This is a genomic window from Microbulbifer sp. MCCC 1A16149 (genome assembly GCF_050368945.1).
Lineage (GTDB): Bacteria > Pseudomonadota > Gammaproteobacteria > Pseudomonadales > Cellvibrionaceae > Microbulbifer.
Map to the genome: position 1 here is coordinate 3,496,018 of NZ_CP185959.1, position 21,645 is coordinate 3,517,662.

The window sequence follows — 21,645 nt, forward strand, 5'->3', positions numbered from 1 at the left end:
TAAAAAATCTTAGCGGTATAAAAAATCAACCACAAAGATGGGAGAAGAGAGATGTATAACAATAAAAAGGCTTTCGCCAGAAGTACGCTGTCTTACTACATTCGCGTCGCCTCCGGGGTATCCCTGATGGCGCTCGGGTCTGTAGCACTGGCACAGGAAGAGGTGGGCGAGGAGGATGAATCCGCGCAATCAGTGGAAGAAATCTCCGTCACCGGACAGCGCCTCAGCATCATGTCGGCACAGGATCTGAAACGCGACGCCGACCAGATCGTCGACTCAATTGTGGCCTCCGACATCGGACAACTTCCGGATCGCAGTGTCACTGAAGCGCTACAGCGTATTCCCGGCGTGAGCATAACGCGCTTCAAGTCTCTGGGCGATCCCGAGCATTTTTCTGCAGAGGGCTCCGGGGTAATGGTACGCGGCCTGACGATGGTGCGCAGTGAACTGAACGGGCGGGATAGTTTCACCGCAGATGGTGGACGCGCACTGAGCTTCCAGGATGTCCCGCCGGAATTGATGGCCGGCGTCGATGTCTACAAAAACCAGAGCGCCGATCTTATTGAAGGCGGCCTTGGCGGCACGGTGAACCTGCGCACCAAAAAACCATTTGATTACGACGGCTCCGAAATGGCGTTTACCGCCGAAGGTAACTACGGCGATTTCGTGGAAAAAACCAGCCCTTCTGCATCCGCTTTGGTCAGCAATCGCTGGAACGTTGGTCAGGGTGAGGTTGGCGTTTTACTCGATTTCGCCTATTCCGAAGCGGCAACCCGCACCGACGGTGTTTACACTCGTGCGCTATTTCCACGCGACAATATTGTGGACGGGCAAACGGTTTACATCCCCCGTGGGGCCGACTGGCGCAGTTACGAATTCGACCGCGAACGACAGGGCGCTTACGGCGTGGTGCAGTGGCGCCTGAACGACACCACAGAAATGTCCTTCCAGGTATTTAACAGCCAATATGCGGAATTCTGGGATGAAAGTTCGATCTTCGTCGACAACTGGCCTTTGGACATTATCCCCGCGGACGGTACTGAATTTACCTACGACGACAACGGCGTTTTCCGGAAAGGCAGACTGGCCTCTACCTCCGGCGCTATTCCCATGGGCGCCGCAGCGCGCTTCCAAGACCGGGAATCGGAGACCACAGATCTCTCCTATAACCTCACTTGGCAGCCCAATGACAGCTGGAATGTGAATTTCGACCTGCAACATGTCATGGCGGATACCAGGAGCCTGGACGCCACGGTTGCCACCGGTATCGAACTGGATTACCTGGAAGTAGACCTCACCGGGGGACGCCCCCAGATGTCGACCAATTCCGAGCTGCTGGGCGATCCTTCGAACTACTACATGGCATTCACCATGGACAACCGCACCCAGAACGAGGCGGAAGAAACCGCGGTGCGACTGGATGCCACGTATGATTTCGAAGCCGGCCCAATCCGGGGCGCCAAATTCGGAGTTCGCTTTACCGACACCACTTCTGAAAACCATGATACCGGCTACGACTGGCAGCCCATCTACCAGCAGTGGATGCGCTGGTGGGCGCTGGATGGTATGGCACCCATGCCCTCTGCCGACGGGAGCCAGCTTTCCCTCAACACCCTGGATAATTTTTATCGTGGGAAAGGTGCGCATCCCGGCGTCTTCATGACGCCGAATATCAGCCTCGCCGCCGGTTTCCCGCAATCCTTCCTCGACCTGCACCAGCAGGCCGCGGATTCAGGAAACTTCCTGTGTCCCGATCGCTGCGGTCAGGGCCTGCGCGAAATCCGCGATATCAATGACATCGCGTACACCAACCTGCAGGACGAAAAGACCAGTGCGGTCTACGCAATGACCTATTTTGGCTGGGATGAGCTTCAATACCCCGTCAGCGGCAACCTGGGTGTGCGCGTGGTGAGTACGGATATGTCGACAAACGGCTCGACCATTTATCCCTCGACCGTTACTGACATCGCCGGCAACCAGGGCTTTTATCGCGATCCGGAAGCCCTGGCCGTGGATAACAAGTACACCCGGGCACTGCCAAGCCTCAATGTAAAGATGGAGCTGAGCGAAGAACTGCAACTGCGTTTCGCTGCCGCCAGAGCCATGACCCGACCGGCCTTTGGCGAGCTCCAGGCTTACCAGCAATTGAGCGCGAATCTTCCTAACGGTATCGGTATGGAAGACGAGCCGGAGATGAGTGACTTTCTGCTGACCGCCGACCTTTACGACAACCCGAATCTAAAGCCGACCATGGCCGATCAATTCGACCTGTCCCTCGAGTGGTATTTCAATGAGCACGGCGGCATGGCCCACATGAACGTGTTCTACAAAGATATCACCGACCTCATCAGTCGCGAGTTCGTACAGGAGGAGTACAACGGCTGGACATACAGTGTCGCTCGACCCACCAATAATGGCGACGGCACACTGCGTGGCGCCGAGTTGGGCTGGAAGAAATTCTTTGACCAGTTACCCGAACCGTTTAATGGCCTCGGCATTGATGCCACTTACACCTATATCGACAGCAAAATGGCGCTGGAAGATATCTCGCAGCCGGTGGACACAGATTTCTCCAGTTACGCCGATCTGCCGTTCACCGGTATCTCTCGCAATGCCTATAACCTGACCGGGATGTATGAGTACGGTCCCTTCTCCGCCCGTCTCGCCTACAACTGGCGCAGTAAATTCCTTATGGGGGTTGGGCAGAACGGCTTCAACGGAGATGTCAATGGTCAGTGGCGCCTGCCGGTATACAACGATGACTACGGTCAGCTGGATGCCTCGGTTGAATATCGAATCAACGACAACCTGGCTCTCAGTCTGCAAGCCATCAATATTGCCAATGCAGAGACAGTGCTGATTGCTGACCAGAATGCGGCCGGAGATCATCAGAGCTCCTACGTCAACGACACTACTTACATCATGCGAATGACAGCGACATTCTAATTCTGTTCGCTGATGTAATCCCGGGGGTTCACCAGAACCCCCGCTTTTCGTAACTCCACGTAGATGTGATGTTGATACCATGAACACACCCATATTCCGGTTACTGACCACTGCTTTCTTTTGTATCACCTGTGCATTGCAGAGTGTGAACGCCGCCGAGCTGCCCCGGGTTATCGAGCGCGACGGCCGCCACGCACTGATGGTCGATGGCAAGCCCTACCTGCTGCTCGCCGCCCAGACCAACAACTCCGCCAACTACCCCGCCGCTCTGCCCGATGTGTGGCCGGTAGTGGAGCAGATGCATGCAAACACCCTGGTTATTCCAGTGGCCTGGGAACAGGTAGAGCCTGATGAGGGTGAGTTTGATTTCTCCTATGTGGATACCCTGATCAAACAGGCGCGGGAAAGAGACGTGCGCCTGGTATTACTGTGGTTTGCCACCTGGAAAAATAATGCCCCCCACTACGCGCCATCCTGGGTAAAGCTCGATAACCGGCGTTTTCCTCGGGTAAAAACGGCGGAAGGTAAAACCCTGAACTCCCTGTCACCGCACCACCGCAGCACGCTGGAGGCGGACAAGAAAGCCTTTGTGCAGCTGATGCGCCACCTGAAAAAAGTCGACCGCCAGCGCACCGTGATCATGGTGCAAGTACAAAACGAAGTGGGTACCTATGGTTCAGCCCGGGATTATTCCGATACCGCACAGAAGATATTCCAGCAGCCAGTGCCACAAAAGCTGTTGCACGATACCGGCAAGAAACCGGGCAGCTGGCGTGAGGTGTTTGGCAAAGATGCGGACGAATTCTTTCACGCCTGGCATATCGGCCGCTTTGTAGATGAGATTGCCGAGGCCGGCAAACAGGAATATCCGCTCCCCATGTATGTGAACGTGGCGCTGCGCAACCCGTATCACCCCGGTGAACCCGGCCAGTATTCCAGCGGCGGCGCCACCGACAATGTGATCCATATCTGGAAAGCCGCCGCGCCGCATATCGATATGATTTCGCCGGATATTTATTTCCGCGATCACAAGACCGCCACCCGGGTGATGGATCTCTACGCCCGCGAAGACAATCCGCTGTATATCGCCGAGATCGGCAACGACCAACCCTACGTGCGCTACTTCTTCGACGCAATGGGCCACGGCGCCCTCGGCTTTGCCCCGTTCGGCATGGACAACACCAAATACTCCAATTTTCCGCTGGGTGCGGAGACCATGGACGAAAAAGTCATCAAGCCGTTCGCCGATCTTTACCGGGTGTTCGGCGCTATGGGGTCCGAGTGGGCGGAGATCAGCCTGAACCATCGAACCTGGGGCTTTTCCGAACCCGTAGACACCTTCGCGCCAGACAAGGAACTGTGGAATGCCAGGGGCAGCGACGGCGAGGAGAAAACAGAAAAAGATCCCGAGGACTATACCCAGCGCCAGAACCTGGGGGGCTGGACCGCGGAAATCACCTACGGCCGCCCGGCATTCTGGATTGATCCCCCCAAGGGCAATAACCCCGCATCCGGCGGCGCGGTGATCGCGGAACTGGGTAAGAACGAATACCTGGTAGTGGGCTACCACGCGCGGGTGAGCTTCTCCCCGAGCAAGGAATTGGAAGGTGAGCAATTCACCTTTGACCGAGTGGAAGAAGGACATTTTAAAGACGGCGAGTGGGTATTCGAACGCGTATGGAATGGCGACCAGACCGACTGGGGACTGAACTTCATCTACCGTCCCCATGTGCTCAAGGTAAAACTCGCCACCTACGAAATCGATTGACCGACCATCGGAATCAACAATAACAACGGAAAAGACCATGAGAAATTTCAAACCCAAAAGCACGCTGCTTGCCCTGGCACTCTTTCCCGCGCTCTATGCCTGCGATGGCCAACAAAACGCAAATAACACCACACCAGCAACACACGCCAGCTGGGAGAAGACCGCGCACGGAGCTGTGGTTGCTCTCAAGGGCAGTGAATTCAAAAAAGTCCGCGTGCAGGTCATCGACGAGGAAATTGTCCGGGTTACCGCCACGCCGCAGCAGGATTTCAGCAATCTGCCGGATACCTTGATGGTGACGGCACAGCCGAAGGGGATCGACTTCAGTGTGACTGAGGTAAATGGCGAGCTGCTGGTCAAGACCGCACAAGTGACCGCGGAGGTCTCACTGGAGAATGGTTCGGTAGAATTCAAAGATGCCGCGGGCAAAACCCTGCTCGCAGAAGCCGGCCGCAGCATGGGCCGGGTGATCAATGAACCCGGCAAACCGAATGCCGATTCTCACTCGTTCCGACAGCGCTTCCAGCCGCAGCCGGACGAAGCGTTTTACGGCCTCGGCCAGCAACAGGATGGGCGGGTAAATTACCGCGGTGAGAATATTGAGCTCACCACCTACAACCTGGAAATCGCCATTCCCTACCTGGTATCCAGCCGCAACTACGGCCTGCTGTGGAACAACACCGGCATCAGTCGCCTGGGCGACCCGCTGCCGCCGCAGCCACTGCCGGAAGGCTTCAAACTGTACGACGCACAGGGCGAGCCCGGCGGGCTTACCGCACGTTACTACGACGGCGATGAGCTGAAACTGGAGCGCTCCGAATCCGACCTCAACTACCAGTTCCTGTCCCACGCCAGCGTGCGTGAAGTCCCACTGCCGGAAGAGGTAGCAGACGCAGAAGACCTGCGCATCCAGTGGACCGGCACCATTGAACCGACTACCAGCGGCGAACACGAATTCAAAATGTACTCCAGTGGTTACGCCAGCCTGTCCCTGGACGGTGAGGAATTGTTGAACCGCTGGCGTATGAACTGGAACCCCTGGTACCACAACGCCGAAGTGGAACTGGAAGCCGGTGAGAAATACCAGCTGGATCTCGACTGGCAGCCCCAGGGCGGTTACATGCGCCTGCTACAACACGGGCCGCTGCCGGAGAAAGAGCAGCAGGAACTGTCCTTTACCGCCGATACCGGCAAAGCGGTGGACTACTATTTTGTGGCCGGCGACGACAAAGACGACGTGGTTTCCGGCTACCGCGAGTTGACCGGCAAGGCCACCATGCTTCCCAAGTGGGCATTCGGCTTCTGGCAGAGTCGCGAGCGCTACAAGTCCCAGGACGAACTGCTGGGCGCACTCGAAGAATATCGCGAGCGCAAGATACCCATCGACAATATCGTGCTCGACTGGTCCTATTGGCCGGAAGACGCCTGGGGAAGTCACGACTTCGATAAAACCTACTTCCCCGACGCCAAGGCCATGGTGGAGCGCGTCCACGCACTGGATGCGAACATTATGATTTCCGTGTGGCCCAAGTTTTACCCCACCACAGAAAACTACGCGGAGCTCAATGCCAAGGGCTGTATGTTCAACAAGAACATCGAAGAGAAAAACCTGGACTGGATCGGCGGCGGCTACCTGAACACCTTCTACGATGCCTACAACCCCGAGTGCCGGGAAATCTACTGGAGCCAGATCCGCGACAAGCTCAACACCCTCGGCTTCGATGCCTGGTGGCTGGATGCGGTGGAGCCGGATATCCACTCCAACCTGAGCTTCAAACACCGCAAGGACCTGATTACGCCGAATGCCATGGGCACCGGCGCGGAGATGTTCAACGCCTACGCCCTGCCCCACGCGGAAACCGTGTATCAGGGTGAGCGCAAAACCGACGGCGACAAGCGGGCGTTTATCCTCACGCGCTCCGGCTTCGGTGGTATCCAGCGCACCGCATCCGCCATCTGGAGTGGCGATGTGGTTTCCCGCTGGTCCAACCTAGAGGAACAGATTGCTGCGGGTATTGGTGTGGGTATGGCGGGCATGCCGTACTGGACCTTCGATATCGGTGGATTTACCCCGGAGGATCGCTACCGCTACAACGGCGATGTAGTGGTGGGTAACTACAAGGAAATGGCGGAAAGTGAACAGCAAGAGTGGCAGGAACTGAACCTGCGCTGGTTCCAGTTCGGTGCTTTCACGCCACTGTTCCGCGCCCACGGACAGAATCCCTACCGCGAAATCTTCAACCTGGCCGACGAGGGCAGCGATACCTACAACAGCATGGTGGAGTACACCAAGCTGCGCTACCGCCTGATGCCCTATATCTACACCCTGGCCGGTGACGCCCACCACAAGGACGGCACCATGATGCGCGGCCTGGCCATGGACTTCGGCTCGGATCCCAAGGTGCGCGATATCAACACCCAGTACATGTTCGGACCATCACTGCTGGTGAACCCGGTAACGGAATTCGGCGCGCGCGCCCGCGATGTGTATCTGCCCGCGGGCAGCGACTGGTACGACTTCTACAGCGGTGAGAAATTCAGCGGAGGCCAGACCATCGATGCGGATGCGCCCTACACCCAGATGCCCCTGTTCGTAAAGGCGGGCAGCATTGTGCCCACCGGTCCGGAAATCCAGAGCACCGCGGAGAGCCTCAACACCCCGCTGACACTGAACGTATTTACTGGCGCTGATGGCAGCTTCGAAATTTACGAGGACGATGGCAAAAGCTACGGCTACGAACATGGCCAGTGGTCGCGGATTCCCGTCGAGTACAACGAGGACAGCGGTGAACTCACCATAGGTGAACGTATTGGCAGCTTCGACGGTATGGCAGCAGAGCGCGAGATTGAAGTCCGCTGGATAGACCGCGGCGACAAGCCCTTTGCTCTCGACACCGAAGCAGGCGAAACCGTGCAGTACAGCGGCAATCGCCTCACCCTCAAGCGGAGCTGAGTTCAGGGAGGCACGGGCCTCCTCCCCTGTGGGGAGGGGGTGACTGGTGCAAAATCTCAAAAGCAAAGATCACTCGAGAGTACCCCATTGTGAATACTGCTACTTATCCCGACCTGCACGACAAACCGGTGTTTATCACCGGTGGAGGCTCCGGCATTGGCGCCACCTTTGTGCGCGCTTTCTGTCGTGCCGGCGCGCGCGTGGCATTTGTCTCCCTCGATGAATCCAAAGCAAGGAAACTGTGTACGGAAGTCGAGATGGAAACCGGAAGCTCCCCGTTTTTTCAACGCTGCGATATCACCGATGTGGATCATCTACAGCAGTGTATTGCCCATGCAGCGGGAAAGCTGGGAGACTTTGCAGTGCTGATCAACAATGCGGCGAGGGATACTCGCCACACACTGCAAGAACTGCAGAAAAACGCCTGGGACGAGTCTCTCAATACCAACCTGAGACCGCACTTTTTCACGGCGCAGGCGGTCGCAGCGGCGATGCGCACCAGGGGCGGAGGCAGCATCATTAATGTTGGCTCCAACTCTTCCATGCTCGGACTCGCCGGCTATCCTGCCTATGTCGCCGCCAAGGCGGGAATTATCGGGCTTACCAAAGCCCTGGCCCGGGAGCTGGGGCCGGACCGCATCCGGGTCAATGCACTGGTTCCCGGGTGGGTGATGACCGAACGGCAAAGGCAATTATGGGTAACCGAAGATGCGTTGCAGGAATGCCTGGACCAGCAGTGCCTGAAGGAAACCGTCTCTGAACAGGATTGTGCAGAGGCCGCGCTGTTTCTCGCCTCCAGCGCCGCGCGCATGATCACGGCACAGGCCCTCGTAGTGGATGGGGGGCGCGTCTGATGCAACGCATTGTAGTGGACTGGGGCACAACCAACCTGCGCGCGCACCTGGTTAACGATGGCGGGGCTATTGCCGACACGCGCGTAGCACCGCGCGGGGTGCACAACTGTCACGGCAACTACAGGGAAGTGTTACGCGAGTTCTGCGGTGACTGGCAGCAGCAATGGCCCGGCATCCCGGTGTACCTGTGCGGTATGATTGGCAGCCGCACCGGCTGGCACGAGGCACCCTATGTGGAAAGCCCGGCAACTCCGGATGCGTTGTATCGCGCACTACTCCCCATTCCCTCCGAAGCCAATATGTTTACGGTACCCGGTATGCGCTGTATTACCCCAGCTGGTGCGCCGGATGTGATGCGCGGCGAAGAGTGTCAGGTACTCGGCGCCCTGGAGGAAACCGGGGCGAGCGAAGCGCTGATTATTCTGCCCGGCACCCACAGCAAGTGGGTGCGGGTGACCGATGGAAGCATTCACGATTTTGCGACGTTTTTTACCGGTGAAATGTACGCGCTGCTGCACCAGCACAGCTCCATAGGTGCGGTGCTGAATCTGAAACATCAACATACAGGGAGTTTCCACCGTGGGCTTTCCGAGAGCGCTGGTCCCGGCGGCCTGCTGAACCAGATATTTTCCGCGCGTACCCGCACCCTGTGCGAAGACACCGGTGACCAGTCCATGTCGGCTTATCTGTCCGGCATCCTGATCGGCAGTGAATTTATTCATGGCCGTCAGCTTTTTGCCCCCAAAGGCCGTATTTTTCTGGTGAGTGATCCGAACCTAGCGGTTTTATATCAGATGGCGGCCGACCACTTTGGACTGGAACTGTGGCCGCTGGATCCAGCGCACACGGTTGTTCGCGGCGTTGCCCGGATCTGTGCTGCCGGCGCGGGCCTTGAAGATAAAAAGGCATCGCAACCGGTACGGGATCAAACACAGCCGCCAGAGGAGGTCACCCAATGCTGACGCCCTATATGGAAGCCTGCCCGCTGGTGGCGATACTGCGGGGCATTACGCCACAAGAATCTGTAGCGATTGCTGAGCTGCTGACGCAAAGCGGCTTCAGCATGGTCGAGGTGCCGCTCAACTCACCGGATGCGTTGGATTCCATTCACAGAATCAGTGAAAAGTTCGGCAACCGCTTACTGGTGGGCGCGGGTACCGTCACCAACACTCAGCAGGTAAGCGAGGTAGCGGCCGCCGGAGGACGTCTGGTGGTATCGCCGAATTGCGATCCCGCGGTGATCAACGAGACAAAGTACCGAGAGATGGTCTCTCTGCCCGGCTGCTGTACACCCAGCGAAGTATTTCGGGCCCTCGCTCTGGGCGCTGATGCCATCAAGCTGTTTCCGGCCAGCATGATTTCTCCGCAGAGCGTCAAGGCACTGCGTGCGGTTCTGCCCCCGGTACCGCTGTTCGCGGTAGGCGGTATCGGGGCACCGGATTTCGCCGCCTACCTAAAAGCCGGTGTCGATGGATTCGGTACCGGATCGGGCCTGTACCGGCCCGGGATGGAGCCCGTCGAAATTGGGCGGCGCGCATGCGAAATGGTCGCGACGATCCGCGGCCTGACTACCGAGGTAGCGCCAAACTGAGGCAACACGAACGATTTCCCCCCCAAATTAATACCCGAATAAAAGATAAAAATAAGCAATAGCGAGGTGAACCCCATGCAACTGGCAGCAATCGATCTGGCGATTTTTATCGCCTATGTAGCCATGTTAGTCACCATCGGCTACCTGGTATCCCGGGAGAAAGCCGGCCATGAAAAAAATACCAGCGACTATTTCCTCGCCGGCAAAGGCTTACCCTGGTGGGCAGTGGGGGCATCGCTGATCGCCGCGAATATTTCCGCGGAACAGATTATCGGCATGTCCGGATCCGGTTATGCCATCGGCCTTGCCATCGCCTCTTATGAATGGATGGCGGCAATCACCCTGATTCTGGTTGGCAAGTATTTTCTGCCGGTCTTCGTGCGCAAGGGCATCTATACCATGCCCCAGTTTCTGCAGCAGCGTTACGACGACCGGGTAAAACTGGTGCTCGCCATTTTCTGGCTCGGTGTGTATGTATTTGTAAACCTCACCTCCGTGTTGTGGCTGGGGGCATTGGCCATCAATGCCATTGCCGGTGTCGAGCTGTTTGTGGGGCTGATATTCCTCGGCCTGTTTTCCGCGGCCTACTCCCTCTACGGCGGCCTCAAGGCCGTGGCACTGACGGATATCATCCAGGTGGTGCTGCTGGTGATCGGCGGGCTGGTGCTGTCCTACCTGGCCCTGAGCCTGATCGGCGAGCAGAACGGCGGCGGCATATTGGCCGGGTTTAGCGAGCTCACCCGGGTTGCCCCGGAAAAGTTCGACATGATTCTCTCGAAAGACAACCCGCATTATATGAGCCTGCCGGGACTGTCGGTGCTGGTCGGTGGTATGTGGGTAGTGAACTTTGCTTACTGGGGTTTCAACCAATACATCATCCAGCGGGCACTGGCGGCAAAAAGTATTGCCGAAGGCCAGAAGGGTATTGCTTTTGCCGCCTACCTGAAATTGCTGATGCCGGTGATCGTGGTACTGCCCGGTATTGCCGCGGTGATACTGCTGCCCGAACTGGAGCGCCCGGATCAGGCTTATCCGCAACTTATGAACCTGATGCCGGTCGGCTTCAAGGGATTGATCTTTGCCGCACTGGTTGCCGCTATTGTTTCTTCACTGGCATCCATGACCAACAGTATCTCCACGATTTTCACCATGGATATTTACGCCCGCTACCAGCCCGGCCGAAGCCAGACCCACTATGTGCGCGTCGGTCGCACCGTGGCCCTGCTCTCCCTGGTTTTGGGCATGATCTGCGCCCAGCCACTTTTGGGCCAGTTCGATCAAGCATTCCAGTATATCCAGGAGTTCACCGGCTTCTTTACCCCAGGTATTACAGTCCTGTTCTTACTCGGTGTTTTCTGGCCACTGGCCACGGCCAATTCTGCACTGGTTGCCGCAATCGGCTCCGCCGTGTTGTCTCTGGCAATGAAACTTTGGTGGCCAGAGCTACCGTTTATGGATCGCGTGGGGTTGGTATTCCTGATTTGCTTCAGCCTGGCGGTGATTGTTTCGCTGTGGGAAAACCGCACACGTGGCAACTCCAGGGATCAGGTGCACGCGCTCTCTACCGGTGAAGTCAATTTTGCTACCAGCAGTGTATTCAACCTTGCTGCGTTGGGGGTCACTCTGGTGCTGATCGCCCTTTACACAACCTGGTGGTAAGCGCGTTCGTCGATTGGAGTACACATCGAATGAAAAGGAAAAAACTGGTTTACCTTGCCTGTATCTCTGTAGTTTTAACCGCCTTGAACGCCAGCGGCGAGACTACCCGGCGACACAAAGCAGACGAGGCCCGCTTCCAATGGTTTGAATACCGCGGAGAAGATGACGTCTTCGACACTCCGCTGGCCGAGAGCGAATACCGCAACCCGATTCTTGCGGGGTTTCACCCCGATCCCAGTATCGTGCGCGTAGACAGGGACTACTACCTGGTCAACTCTACCTTTGGATTTTTTCCCGGCATTCCGGTTTTCCACAGCCGCGATCTGGTGAACTGGACACAGATAGGCAATGCCATACATCGTCCCGGACAAGTACAATTCGATGGTCTGCCACTGACCAACGCGGGCGTGTACGCGCCGGCTATCGAATACCGTGCAGGTACTTTCTATGTGATCAATACCTGTATCGGATGCGGTGGTAATTTTGTCGTCACTGCGAAAAACCCCGCTGGCCCCTGGTCCGATCCGATCTGGCTGCCTCACCTTGATGGCATTGACCCGTCTATTTTCTTTGATGATGACGGCAAGACTTATGTGGTCCACCACGCCGAACCGGATAAAAAGCGCTACCCTGCCCACACCGCGATCCGGGTAATGGAGGTGGATCCGGAGACCTTCGAACCTCGCTCAAAAGACATGCTTCTGGTAGACGGGGGCGAACTCCCCCGCTGGAACAGTGACTACCTGGAAGGCCCGCATCTATACAAGGTCAAGGGTACTTATTATCTGTCTGCCCCTGGGGGAGGTACCGGCTACTTTCACCAGCAGCTGGTGTTTCGCTCAGATAATATTTTTGGCCCTTACGCACCCAATCCCAACAACCCAGTGCTGACCCAGCACGGACTGCCCGACGATCGCCCAAACCCGGTAACCGCGACCGGGCATGCGGATTTCTTTGAAGACAGTAACGGCGACTGGTGGGCGGTATTTCTCGGCACACGTGTATACGACCTGGCGACCCCACCGCAAGACCCCGGGAGGTTTCACACCGGTCGCGAGACATTCATGCTGCCGGTACAGTGGAAAGACGGCTGGCCAAGTATTCTCGAAAAAGGACGTGCCCTACCTTACACGGTAAGAAAACCCGACCTCCCCCCCGGCAATCCCGTGCAACGTGCCACTACCGGGAATTTCACCCAACGAGACCTATTTTCCGATTCGGGTCTTGCCCCTCACTGGTTGCTTGCCCGAACCCCCAAAGACACCTGGTGGGATACCAGCAGTCAGGGGCTGTCCCTGGCATTACGACCCTCGGTTATCGGTGACCGCAGTGGCCAACCCGCGTTTATTGGCCGGCGCCTCGCCCATATGAAGGCCGAGTTCACCACCGCATTGAGGTTTACCCCACGGCAAGCGGGACAGGAAGCGGGTCTTGCGGCACTACAGAGTGACGACTTTTTCTATACCCTCGGACTCGGGGAAAACGCCACCGGCGATACTGTTCTGCGTATCCGCAGGAAGGCGGGTAGTAAAGAAAAACTCGGGGGAGAGGTCATTCTGGAATCACCCGTTACCATAAAGGACGGCGATACGGTGTATCTGCGAATGACGATTAACCAGGCCGACCTGGACTTCTCGTACAGCCTGGATGAAAAAAAATTCACGCCGATACTGGAAAATACAGACGGAGGAGTACTGACTACTGCCGCGGCAGGTGGATTTGTGGGTGCAGTTGTGGGGATGTACGCACAGAATAACTTACACGGAGCACAGCAAGCGGCCCGGTGATGAGAGTGCGGCAAGTGGAGCCGGAAAGGACACCTCAGTGTCCATTCCAGCTGTGCACTGCCGCCAGGCTCGCGTTTACCGCCTGCAAAGGGTTCTCTGGATTGTCGTGCTCGACAAAGCCAAACCGGTAGCCCGCGGTCTCCGCTGCCTTGAAAATCTCGGGGAAGTCGATCAGCCCTACGCCAACATTCACCATATTCCCAGCCTTGTCCATATCCTTGATATGCCAGAGAGGAAAGCGACCGGGATATTTTCTGAAATACGCCAGGGGATCCCGCCCGGCCTTGTGCATCCAGAACAGATCCATTTCGAAACTGACGAGCTGAGGGTCGGTAGTCTCCAGCAAGTGATGGTAAGGGTGGAAGCCATCCGTTTCCTGGAATTCAAAATCGTGATTGTGATAGGCAAGCTGAATTCCCGCCGCTCGGAATTGTTCTCCCCAGCGGTTGAGTTCCTCCGCCAGCCGGCGGTAATTGTCCGGCGTGCGTTCTTCCTCGGCAAGCCAGGGCAATACGGCATAGCGGTGACCGATTTCCGCTACGGTTTCCATGCTTTCGGCAAAGTTATCCCGCAATTGTGCGAGTTGCAGATGCGCAGATGGAGCAGCTAACCCCTCACCGTTGAGCACTTTGCGAATTTCACCGGGCTTGGCGCCATAGTAACCAGCGAACTCCACTTGCTCGTAGCCAATAGCAGCTAGCGCCTTCAGGGTTTCAGTAACGTCCTTTTCCATCAATGTGCGGACTGTATATAACTGCACACCGCTCACGGGCACCCGGGAGCGGCCAGTGGATGCGCTCCCTGCCAGCGCTGAAGGCAACATGCTGGAGGTAATCCCGGCTACTGAAAGATTGAGAAAGTCTCTGCGGTTCATTTTGTTGTTCATCTTCAACACTCGCCTTTATTTAGCGACTGGATGCATGAACCATCCAGCGGTATACCTGTCATGGCTGTAAATACTTATCCACAAAGGCGACCATGGCCTCCACTGCCTCGAGGCGGGTCTCACTCTGCATCAGATTGTGGGTCTCTCCACGCAGCTCAATCAGCTCCACCTCTTTTTTCGCTCGCTTCAGTTTTTTGTACATGGTTTTCGACTGGGCATAGGGAACATTGAGATCATTCCGTCCGTGGATCAACAATACCGGGGCCGTGAAATTCTCCGCAAAGCGCGCAGGTGATACTGCGTTGAGTTTTTCATCGGTAATTTCACCATTGCCCATATTTTTCTTCCAGTAGGCCATGACCCAGTGATCGTCGCCGAAGTCACGTTCCTTGTATTCCAGCATATCTTCCAGGTCAGCCACACCATTGATGGATACCACGCATCGGTACAGATCCGGGGTAAAGGCGCCGCCGGCCAGTGCGGCATAGCCACCGTAACTCGCCCCGACAATACAGATACGCTCAGGGTCCACGATTCCCTTCTTCACCAAGACATTGACCGCATCGGAGAGATCGTGTTGCATCTTGCCTCCCCATTCACCCCGGCCTGCCATTTCGTGCTGCAAACCAAACCCGGTGGAACCGCGGAACTGGGGCTGAACCACCAGGTAGCCGCGGTTGGCCAGGGACTGTGCCAACCAGTCAAAACCGATATTGTCGTAAGATGCGGGGCCACCGTGCGGAAGAATGACCGCGGGTAGATTTTTCATGTTTTCCAAGCGATCCCGGGGAATAGTCAGCAGGTTTGGAATTTTCAAGCCATCTCGCGCCTTGAAAGTCATGCGTCCAATCGGATGGATATGTTCCGCTGAAATACCCGGGCGTGCGGAAGCCAGCTCGGTAGGCGGTTCATTTTTACTGAACTTGTAGAAAGTGCCCGAAAACTGCGAACCTTCGACGTAGACAATCAGGTCTTCCCAGTTCGCACTCCAGTCTCGCAGCCAAACAGAGTGCTGCGGGAAGAGTTCACGGATTTTACGCATCCGCTTATCAAGCTCTTCGTCAAAGAAGCGGTACTCCGGGTTGAAACCTGAGTAGCGCACCCCCCAGACAATACGATCCAGTCCTTTATAGGTAAACTCGATATCAGCGTCGGCGCGACCAAAGCCCATATTGGTGAACTCGCCGCTTTCGAGTGACAGAGTGTAATAGTCATCGCGGTCAGTCGTACTGTTGCTTCCCAGCACCACCAGAGATTTTCGGTCAGGCGTAAGACCAACGACATTGATGGTCATGATGTCGGTTTCCTGGCGGTAGACGGTTTTCCACTCCTCACCGACCAGCGCCTGAATCTCATGGTGATTCTGACGGTTATCGAACATTTCATGAACGATAACTTCGCCATTTTCGTCAACAAAGAAGTCGATAGAGTCATCCTTGCCTTTAAAGTGCACTCTCGGACCACGCGGGGTTTTCAGATCCACGCGCATCAGCGACATTCTTGGAGACTGATCGGTGGCACTGTCCGGGACATAGGCCGGCATATATACATCATTGCGATCAGGTGATAACCCGGAGATCCGTCCCAACCCTTCCTGCCCCTTGTAGATGACATCACCGGGGGTCAGCAATTGTCGAATTTTCTTATTCTTCAGGTTGTAGGCGTAGGCAGTGCTGAGATCGAGCTTGCCTCGATAGCCCCTCACTCTCCGAACCTGCGTGGCAACCATGACCAGTTCACTGTTGGTGGCGAAATAGAGGGAATTTATCTGGCTCTTGTTTTCGGCCAGATCGAGACCCGCCAGGTGTTTTCCTTTAGCAAGGTCATACACCACCACCATATCCCGCTCGCCTTCGGTCATTCGATAGGCAATCATTTTGCCATTAGGTGAAATACTCATACTGCTGATTCGCGGCAGTACGCCATATTCCTTCGCAGTGATGGTTTTGGCAGTGGCAACACCGCTAAATGCGGTTAAAAAAAACGCGGCAAAAACGCAAAGCAAGTTGAACTTGCGACTACAAGCAATCATGGGAATTCATTTCCTTATGGTCTTTTCTCTCGTCGCGGGTAAGGGTACCGAATTAACCATCACCAGTCGCGTATACAACCGGTAAAAGTGATTCCCGATATCGTTTAAAAATAAGCAGGGACCCATAAAAAAACCCGGCTGCATACAGCCGGGCTAAAATCGGTCACCAATATGACCATATATCGCGGAGAAAGCTTTTCGGTTAGCGGAGGATTTAGTAGTTCCCTCTCTCCTTTTTACTCACAAACGCTTCCAGAGATGGAGGGAATTTCCAGCGCTTCTTCCGTAGATTTTTCGCCCTGGTAGCCGAATTCCGCATAGGCGCCGGGCTGGATTACGCTGTTCCAGTCAAATCCGGTGGCACTGTAGGGGTTACTGCCAGTGAGATTGGCATTCCAGAGATTGGTAATTCGGCTGCTGCCGCTATAGGCGAAAGTCAGTGTCCAGCCGTCAATTGGCGCCGCACCATTGTTGGTAATACGGATGCTACCGGTAAAGCCGGCACCCCAGTGGCTGCCTTCGATGTATTCGCAGCTGGCAGTGCCGCCTCCATCGTTACCGCCACCATCACCACCGCCATCTGCGGCACTGACCGTGATTACCAGGCTATCGCTACTGCTGGCTGCACCATCGTTTACGGTAAGCGATGCGGTGTATTCCCCCGCTTCTGTATAGGTGTGGGCCACGTTGACGCCAGTGCCGGTACTACCGTCACCGAAATTCCAGCTATAGGTAAGTGCGTCGCCATCGGCATCACTGGATCCCGCCGCATCGAAGGTCACCGCAAGGGGCGCCTCTCCGCTCGTGGCACTGACTGCTGCCACAGCTACCGGAGACGTGTTTTCAGGTTCTACACCGTTAGCGGTAATGACCACACTGGCGGTATCCGTGCCACCACGGCCGTCATTGACCGTAAGGGTTGCGGTGAAGTTACCCGCGCTCTGGTAGGTATGGCTCGCCGTGGCACCAGTGGCCGAGGCGCCATCGCCAAAGCTCCAGCTGTAGCTAAGCGCATCGCCATCAGCGTCGCTGGAGCTACTACCATCGAAGCTCACCAGCAGTGGCGCATCGCCGCTGACTGGCGTGGCGCTGGCTGCGGCAACTGGCTCGGCATTCTCCACAACCGCACCGGTGGGGTCAGCGTACAGCAGGCCGCGGCCATTGGTGCCCAGGTAAACACGGCCGTATATCCGCGGGTCGCCGGTGATCGCCTCGCCCATATTGCCGTACTGGTGCGCGTCATCATTGATACGTACCCAGCCGGCACCTTCATTGGTCGAGCGGAATACCCCGGTTTCTCCATCCACCGTACCCACTAGATAAAGCGTCTGGTAATCACTGCCTGGCGCGGCGGCCCCCAGGCCAATATTCACGCCCTCGTCCACCGAGGTAAGTTTATCGAAACTGGCACCGCCATCGGTAGAGCGCCACACGCCGGTGACTGTTCCCGCACTCGCATTGACGGCACTGCCCGCGAGCCAGATATGTCCCTCCAGTCCGGGCGCCGCGAGGAACTTGCCGGATTCCGGCAGGCCACTGGCGGCTGTCGCGGCAAAACTGTTGCCACCATCGGTCGACACGTAGAAAGTGCCACCGCTGAAGGCGTAAAACACCTGCGGATTCACCCGGTCACTTTCCACGCGCGCACCCTCGGGAACCCCGCTGGAGGCTGTCCAGGAGCTGCCATAAGTGGTGGATACGTGCACCCCGGCGCCAACCGGGCTCCACACGATCGCACCACCATCAGCGCTCATCGCCACATTGCCACCACCGGTTACACCGGCGGGTTCCTGTCCCTGCCACCAGCTGTCACCCGAGGAACTGGAGACGCCGAGATGTACGGTATCCGCATTGCCGACTCGCACCATGATGGAGGGATCCAGCGCGGCAAAATCTATTCCGGTGGTACTGGTTAAGTAAGGTGTCTGGTACATCAACTCAGGCACCGCATCCACGTCTACATGTTTGAACCCACCAATATCACCCAGGGCGGAAAAAATATTCGCAGTGCCGCTGGGTGGGCTGGCGAGATCCAGTACCGCGGTTTCTTCCACGCCCTTGATCATCGGCTCAATGATGACTGTGCCATCGCTGTCCCAATCGGTGAGGTTTTGCGAGCCATAAATGGTCGCACCCGTGCCATACATAAAGCGGTCGGAGTTGTGTGGATCGATTTCAATCGACTCATTCATCCAACCCAGTTTCAGAGCCTCTTCCGGCGGCTGTGGGTTGGCGCCGAGATGCAGCCAGGGCACGGAGCTGATATCCATTTCGTAGCGCTTGCTGCGGGTAGGGTATCCCGCCCAATCCCAGATCCGTGTCCAGGAGTCACCACCATCGGTGGTGCGGAACAGGATCATGTCTGGCCACCATGAGTTGAGTGATGCGACCATCAGGGTATCGGGATTCTGGCGATCAATGGTGAGCCCGGAGTAACCGAAATAGAGCTCTCCACTGGCAGCGGTCATGGGACTGATTTCGGTCCAGGTTTCCGTGGCACTATCGAATTTCCACACCGCACCGGTTTCTCCATCATAGGGTCCGCCGGTATCACTCATGGCGACATAGAGCTCACCATTCACTTCATCGTAAACGCCCTTGTGGGGAATCAGTCCCGATGGTGCTCCGGGGATTACCTCCCAGCTGGTGCCACCATCGGTAGAGCGGTACAGGGAGTGGGCTTTATCCGCAACCCCCACATAAATCACATCTGACCCTTCACCGCTGGTGCCTGAAGACGGATCAAAGGTAACCCACACCACGCCCTGCAGCTTGTCCCCGTAACCCCATTCGTCATCGGGATCTGCGGCGTAGGTGCCGGAATTGGGGAAAGTCTGCACCTCATACCAGGTCACCCCGTAATCGGTACTGCGCCACAGGCCCTCACCCAGCTCGGCACCGTAGTAGATGGTGCTGTTGTCGTTGGGGTCGATACGCAGGCGTTCGCCCATTCCGCGGCCCGGCATATTGCCGCCCACCTTGAATGGTAGCTGGGTCACCTGCCATGTTTCACCGCGATCGGTGGAGCGTGCAATTGCGCCGTTGTTCGGATCCCAGTCATTGGTGTACATGCCCAGCGCCGCGTACACCCGATCGGTGTCCACCGGGTCTGTGGCCATACTCATCACGCCATTCCAGCCCCAATTATCCCAGCCTACCCAGTCGAGCAGCGGCACCCACTCCTGGTTCGCCTCGTTCCAACGGTAGGCGCCACCGATATCCGTGCGGGTGTAAATCAAATTGGGTTCGGTGCGGTTGAAAATGATTCCCGGGATAAAGCCACCGCCGTCGATACGCACGTTTTTCCAACTATATTCTTCTTGCGGTGCGCCCTGCACACTGCTTGCGCACAGCGCAAACAGGCTTGCCTGGAGCACTGGCCGGCAGACCTTTGCCACTTCTGTGGCAAGATTCATCTTTTTGAAGTTAATCATCGCTATGTCCTTATTCTATTTATTTAATAACCGCTTTTATTGAAGTCACTCATGGTTGTGTTGGGAATGCTCCACATCCCGGAATACCCACATTTCCGGGAGAGCCTTGCAGCCCATAAGTCGTGCTCTCAAATGATCCAAGCTTGCCGTTGTAAGACACAGAGCGGCCCGATATCACTTGCCCTTCTGTAGAATCCATATTGATATTCCACGCGTTAGTTACCGTGACCGAATGGGGAAATATCAGATCCGCCCGCCATGAGTCGGCAGAACCATCGGTTTCATTTCTCACGGTTACATTGACGACGAATCCATTACCCCAGTCACTGACACTGTCAATCTTGCAGGTATACATGCCGTTTCTCCCACCCGAGCTCGAGGAGGAACCACCAGAAGAAGAACCAGAAGAAGAACTGCCGGAGGAAGAACCACCCGACGACGAAGAGCCTGAAGAAGAGCTCGAGGACGAGCTACTACTGCCACTGCTAGAAGATGATGCGCCGCCAGAAGATGAACCGCTGCAACCCTCAAAAACCGACGCGCACTGCGCCGTTTCCGCAATGCCATTTTCGCCGTTGAACAGCCGCTCCCCCCAGCCGGAAAGATTGTTCGGATCCCAGTTCAGCGCCATATCCAGATAGGGTTCGGTATTCCCGGACCAGGACCAGCCGAGATAGCCAATACCGCGAGCCTGTGCTTCGGCGAGAATGGAGTCCTCGTCCACCGGTTGTCCCTGGTGCTCGTGGCCAAACTCGCCCACGATCAGGGGCAGCCCCATGTCTTCGAAGTCTTGCATGTAGCTTGCAACCGTATTGTGGTCGCCGTAGACCTGATACATATGCACAGAAAACAGTACATTAGCCAGCGGGTCGGCTGCGAAAATCTGCGGCGCGTTTGCGCGCATGTAATTTTCCCAGTCCTGCCCCCAGCTTGAAGCATCGACCACAATGGTATGGGTTAGACCAGCGTCGCGAATCCGCTGAATCGCCGATGTGGTTCCATCTACATAGTTGCTTTCCGATACGGAATTACCGAAAGGCTCATTGGCAATATTGATCAGGACATAATCTTCCTGGCCACTGAGCGCCTCGACAATATCCGGACTTACCCAGTATTCCGCGGCTTCGGAAATATGAATGGCAGAAGCGTCTTCACCCCATCCCGTCGCATCGTGTACTTCCAGTACACATACCAGCGCATTTACCTTGCACTGCGCAATCACTTGCGCGACATCCGCACCGTTATTGCGGCTCCAGCGACCGCCGGTGGCAAGTACAACGCGCACCGTGTTCGCACCGGCATCGGCAATGTGGAATAGCGCCTGCTGGGTACGCCCTGGATACCAGGTATGTGCGTGATTAACTCCGCGCATAACAAACGGCAATCCGTTGCCATCCAGCAGACGGCCATCATCGATGGAAAATCCAGCCCACCCGGGAATGGATATCGCCAGCAGCCCGCCCACCACTAAACTTCGGAGTAGACAACCTTTGAACTTATTGCGGGGAAAATGCATCTCTCTTCACCTTATCGTTTTGATATACCAGTCAGCCATGGCAATACATTGCACAGGCTGCGTGCACAGAAATCGAAAAAATCGATATCGGTAGGGCAAGCACACGGAGTCGCGCGCACAACAAACCCAGTCCGGTTTTTATGGTGTGAAAAGAGTTAGGACGTTATTTAATTATTATTCCGGGTTATTCTTTCCGGTCGATCGGTGCGTTAAAAAAAC

General features: G+C 56.3%; 12 protein-coding genes. 8 read left to right on the forward strand and 4 right to left on the reverse strand.

The window, feature by feature from the left end:
* The first annotated feature begins 51 nt into the window (after window positions 1-51).
* The 8 genes from ACONT6_RS14605 (at window position 52) to ACONT6_RS14640 (ending at window position 13,558) form a co-directional block, all read left to right on the forward strand.
* Window positions 52-2,946 (forward strand): TonB-dependent receptor, encoded by a 2,895-nt coding sequence (locus ACONT6_RS14605; RefSeq protein WP_428819169.1) that lies wholly within the window; start codon window positions 52-54, stop codon window positions 2,944-2,946.
* Between the two features lie 79 nt (window positions 2,947-3,025).
* A complete protein-coding gene (locus ACONT6_RS14610; protein WP_428819170.1) occupies window positions 3,026-4,714 on the forward strand; it encodes a DUF5597 domain-containing protein in 1,689 nt (562 codons plus the stop codon).
* 37 nt (window positions 4,715-4,751) lie between these two features.
* A complete protein-coding gene (locus ACONT6_RS14615; protein WP_428819171.1) occupies window positions 4,752-7,667 on the forward strand; it encodes a TIM-barrel domain-containing protein in 2,916 nt (971 codons plus the stop codon).
* A gap of 89 nt (window positions 7,668-7,756) precedes the next feature.
* Window positions 7,757-8,521 (forward strand): SDR family NAD(P)-dependent oxidoreductase, encoded by a 765-nt coding sequence (locus ACONT6_RS14620; protein WP_428819172.1) that lies wholly within the window; start codon window positions 7,757-7,759, stop codon window positions 8,519-8,521.
* Window positions 8,521-9,483, forward strand: a complete 963-nt coding sequence (locus tag ACONT6_RS14625; RefSeq protein ID WP_428819173.1) for a 2-dehydro-3-deoxygalactonokinase — start codon at window positions 8,521-8,523, stop codon at window positions 9,481-9,483. Before ACONT6_RS14620 ends, ACONT6_RS14625 begins: the two co-directional genes overlap by 1 nt.
* Window positions 9,477-10,112 carry a 2-dehydro-3-deoxy-6-phosphogalactonate aldolase gene (locus ACONT6_RS14630; protein WP_428819174.1) on the forward strand — a complete coding sequence of 212 codons (636 nt, stop codon included), beginning with the start codon at window positions 9,477-9,479 and terminating at the stop codon, window positions 10,110-10,112. The genes ACONT6_RS14625 and ACONT6_RS14630 overlap by 7 nt, the downstream gene beginning before the upstream one ends.
* A 75-nt stretch (window positions 10,113-10,187) precedes the next feature.
* Window positions 10,188-11,771: a sodium/sugar symporter gene (locus ACONT6_RS14635; RefSeq protein WP_428819175.1), complete on the forward strand. Its 1,584-nt coding sequence runs from the start codon at window positions 10,188-10,190 to the stop codon at window positions 11,769-11,771.
* 29 nt (window positions 11,772-11,800) lie between these two features.
* A complete protein-coding gene (locus ACONT6_RS14640; RefSeq protein WP_428819176.1) occupies window positions 11,801-13,558 on the forward strand; it encodes a glycoside hydrolase family 43 protein in 1,758 nt (585 codons plus the stop codon).
* Window positions 13,559-13,592: 34 nt separating this feature from the next.
* Here the strand turns inward: ACONT6_RS14640 and ACONT6_RS14645 are convergent, their stop codons facing one another.
* The 4 genes from ACONT6_RS14645 to ACONT6_RS14660 form a co-directional block, all read right to left on the reverse strand.
* The gene (locus ACONT6_RS14645) at window positions 13,593-14,444 is read right to left on the reverse strand and encodes a sugar phosphate isomerase/epimerase family protein (RefSeq protein WP_428819177.1); all 852 of its coding nucleotides are present in this window, start codon (window positions 14,442-14,444) and stop codon (window positions 13,593-13,595) included.
* A 58-nt stretch (window positions 14,445-14,502) separates the two neighbouring features.
* On the reverse strand, window positions 14,503-16,344 hold the full coding sequence (locus ACONT6_RS14650; RefSeq protein ID WP_428819178.1) for an alpha/beta hydrolase family protein: 1,842 nt from the start codon (window positions 16,342-16,344) through the stop codon (window positions 14,503-14,505).
* Between the two features lie 368 nt (window positions 16,345-16,712).
* Complete coding sequence (locus tag ACONT6_RS14655) at window positions 16,713-19,910, reverse strand: PKD domain-containing protein (RefSeq protein ID WP_428819179.1); 3,198 nt, start codon at window positions 19,908-19,910, stop codon at window positions 16,713-16,715.
* 49 nt (window positions 19,911-19,959) lie between these two features.
* Window positions 19,960-21,375 carry a cellulase family glycosylhydrolase gene (locus ACONT6_RS14660; RefSeq protein ID WP_428819180.1) on the reverse strand — a complete coding sequence of 472 codons (1,416 nt, stop codon included), beginning with the start codon at window positions 21,373-21,375 and terminating at the stop codon, window positions 19,960-19,962.
* Window positions 21,376-21,645 lie beyond the last annotated feature (270 nt).

Excerpts from the sequence above, each read along its gene's own strand:
- ACONT6_RS14630 (WP_428819174.1), top strand. The coding sequence starts at position 9,477 with ATGCTGACGCCCTATATGGAAGCCTGCCCGCTGGTGGCGATACTGCGG.
- ACONT6_RS14640 (WP_428819176.1), top strand. The coding sequence starts at position 11,801 with ATGAAAAGGAAAAAACTGGTTTACCTTGCCTGTATCTCTGTAGTTTTA.
- ACONT6_RS14635 (WP_428819175.1), top strand. The coding sequence starts at position 10,188 with ATGCAACTGGCAGCAATCGATCTGGCGATTTTTATCGCCTATGTAGCC.
- ACONT6_RS14615 (WP_428819171.1), top strand. The coding sequence starts at position 4,752 with ATGAGAAATTTCAAACCCAAAAGCACGCTGCTTGCCCTGGCACTCTTT.
- ACONT6_RS14625 (WP_428819173.1), top strand. The coding sequence starts at position 8,521 with ATGCAACGCATTGTAGTGGACTGGGGCACAACCAACCTGCGCGCGCAC.
- ACONT6_RS14610 (WP_428819170.1), top strand. The coding sequence starts at position 3,026 with ATGAACACACCCATATTCCGGTTACTGACCACTGCTTTCTTTTGTATC.
- ACONT6_RS14605 (WP_428819169.1), top strand. The coding sequence starts at position 52 with ATGTATAACAATAAAAAGGCTTTCGCCAGAAGTACGCTGTCTTACTAC.
- ACONT6_RS14645 (WP_428819177.1), bottom strand. The coding sequence starts at position 14,444 with ATGAACAACAAAATGAACCGCAGAGACTTTCTCAATCTTTCAGTAGCC.
- ACONT6_RS14650 (WP_428819178.1), bottom strand. The coding sequence starts at position 16,344 with ATGAGTATTTCACCTAATGGCAAAATGATTGCCTATCGAATGACCGAA.
- ACONT6_RS14655 (WP_428819179.1), bottom strand. The coding sequence starts at position 19,910 with ATGATTAACTTCAAAAAGATGAATCTTGCCACAGAAGTGGCAAAGGTC.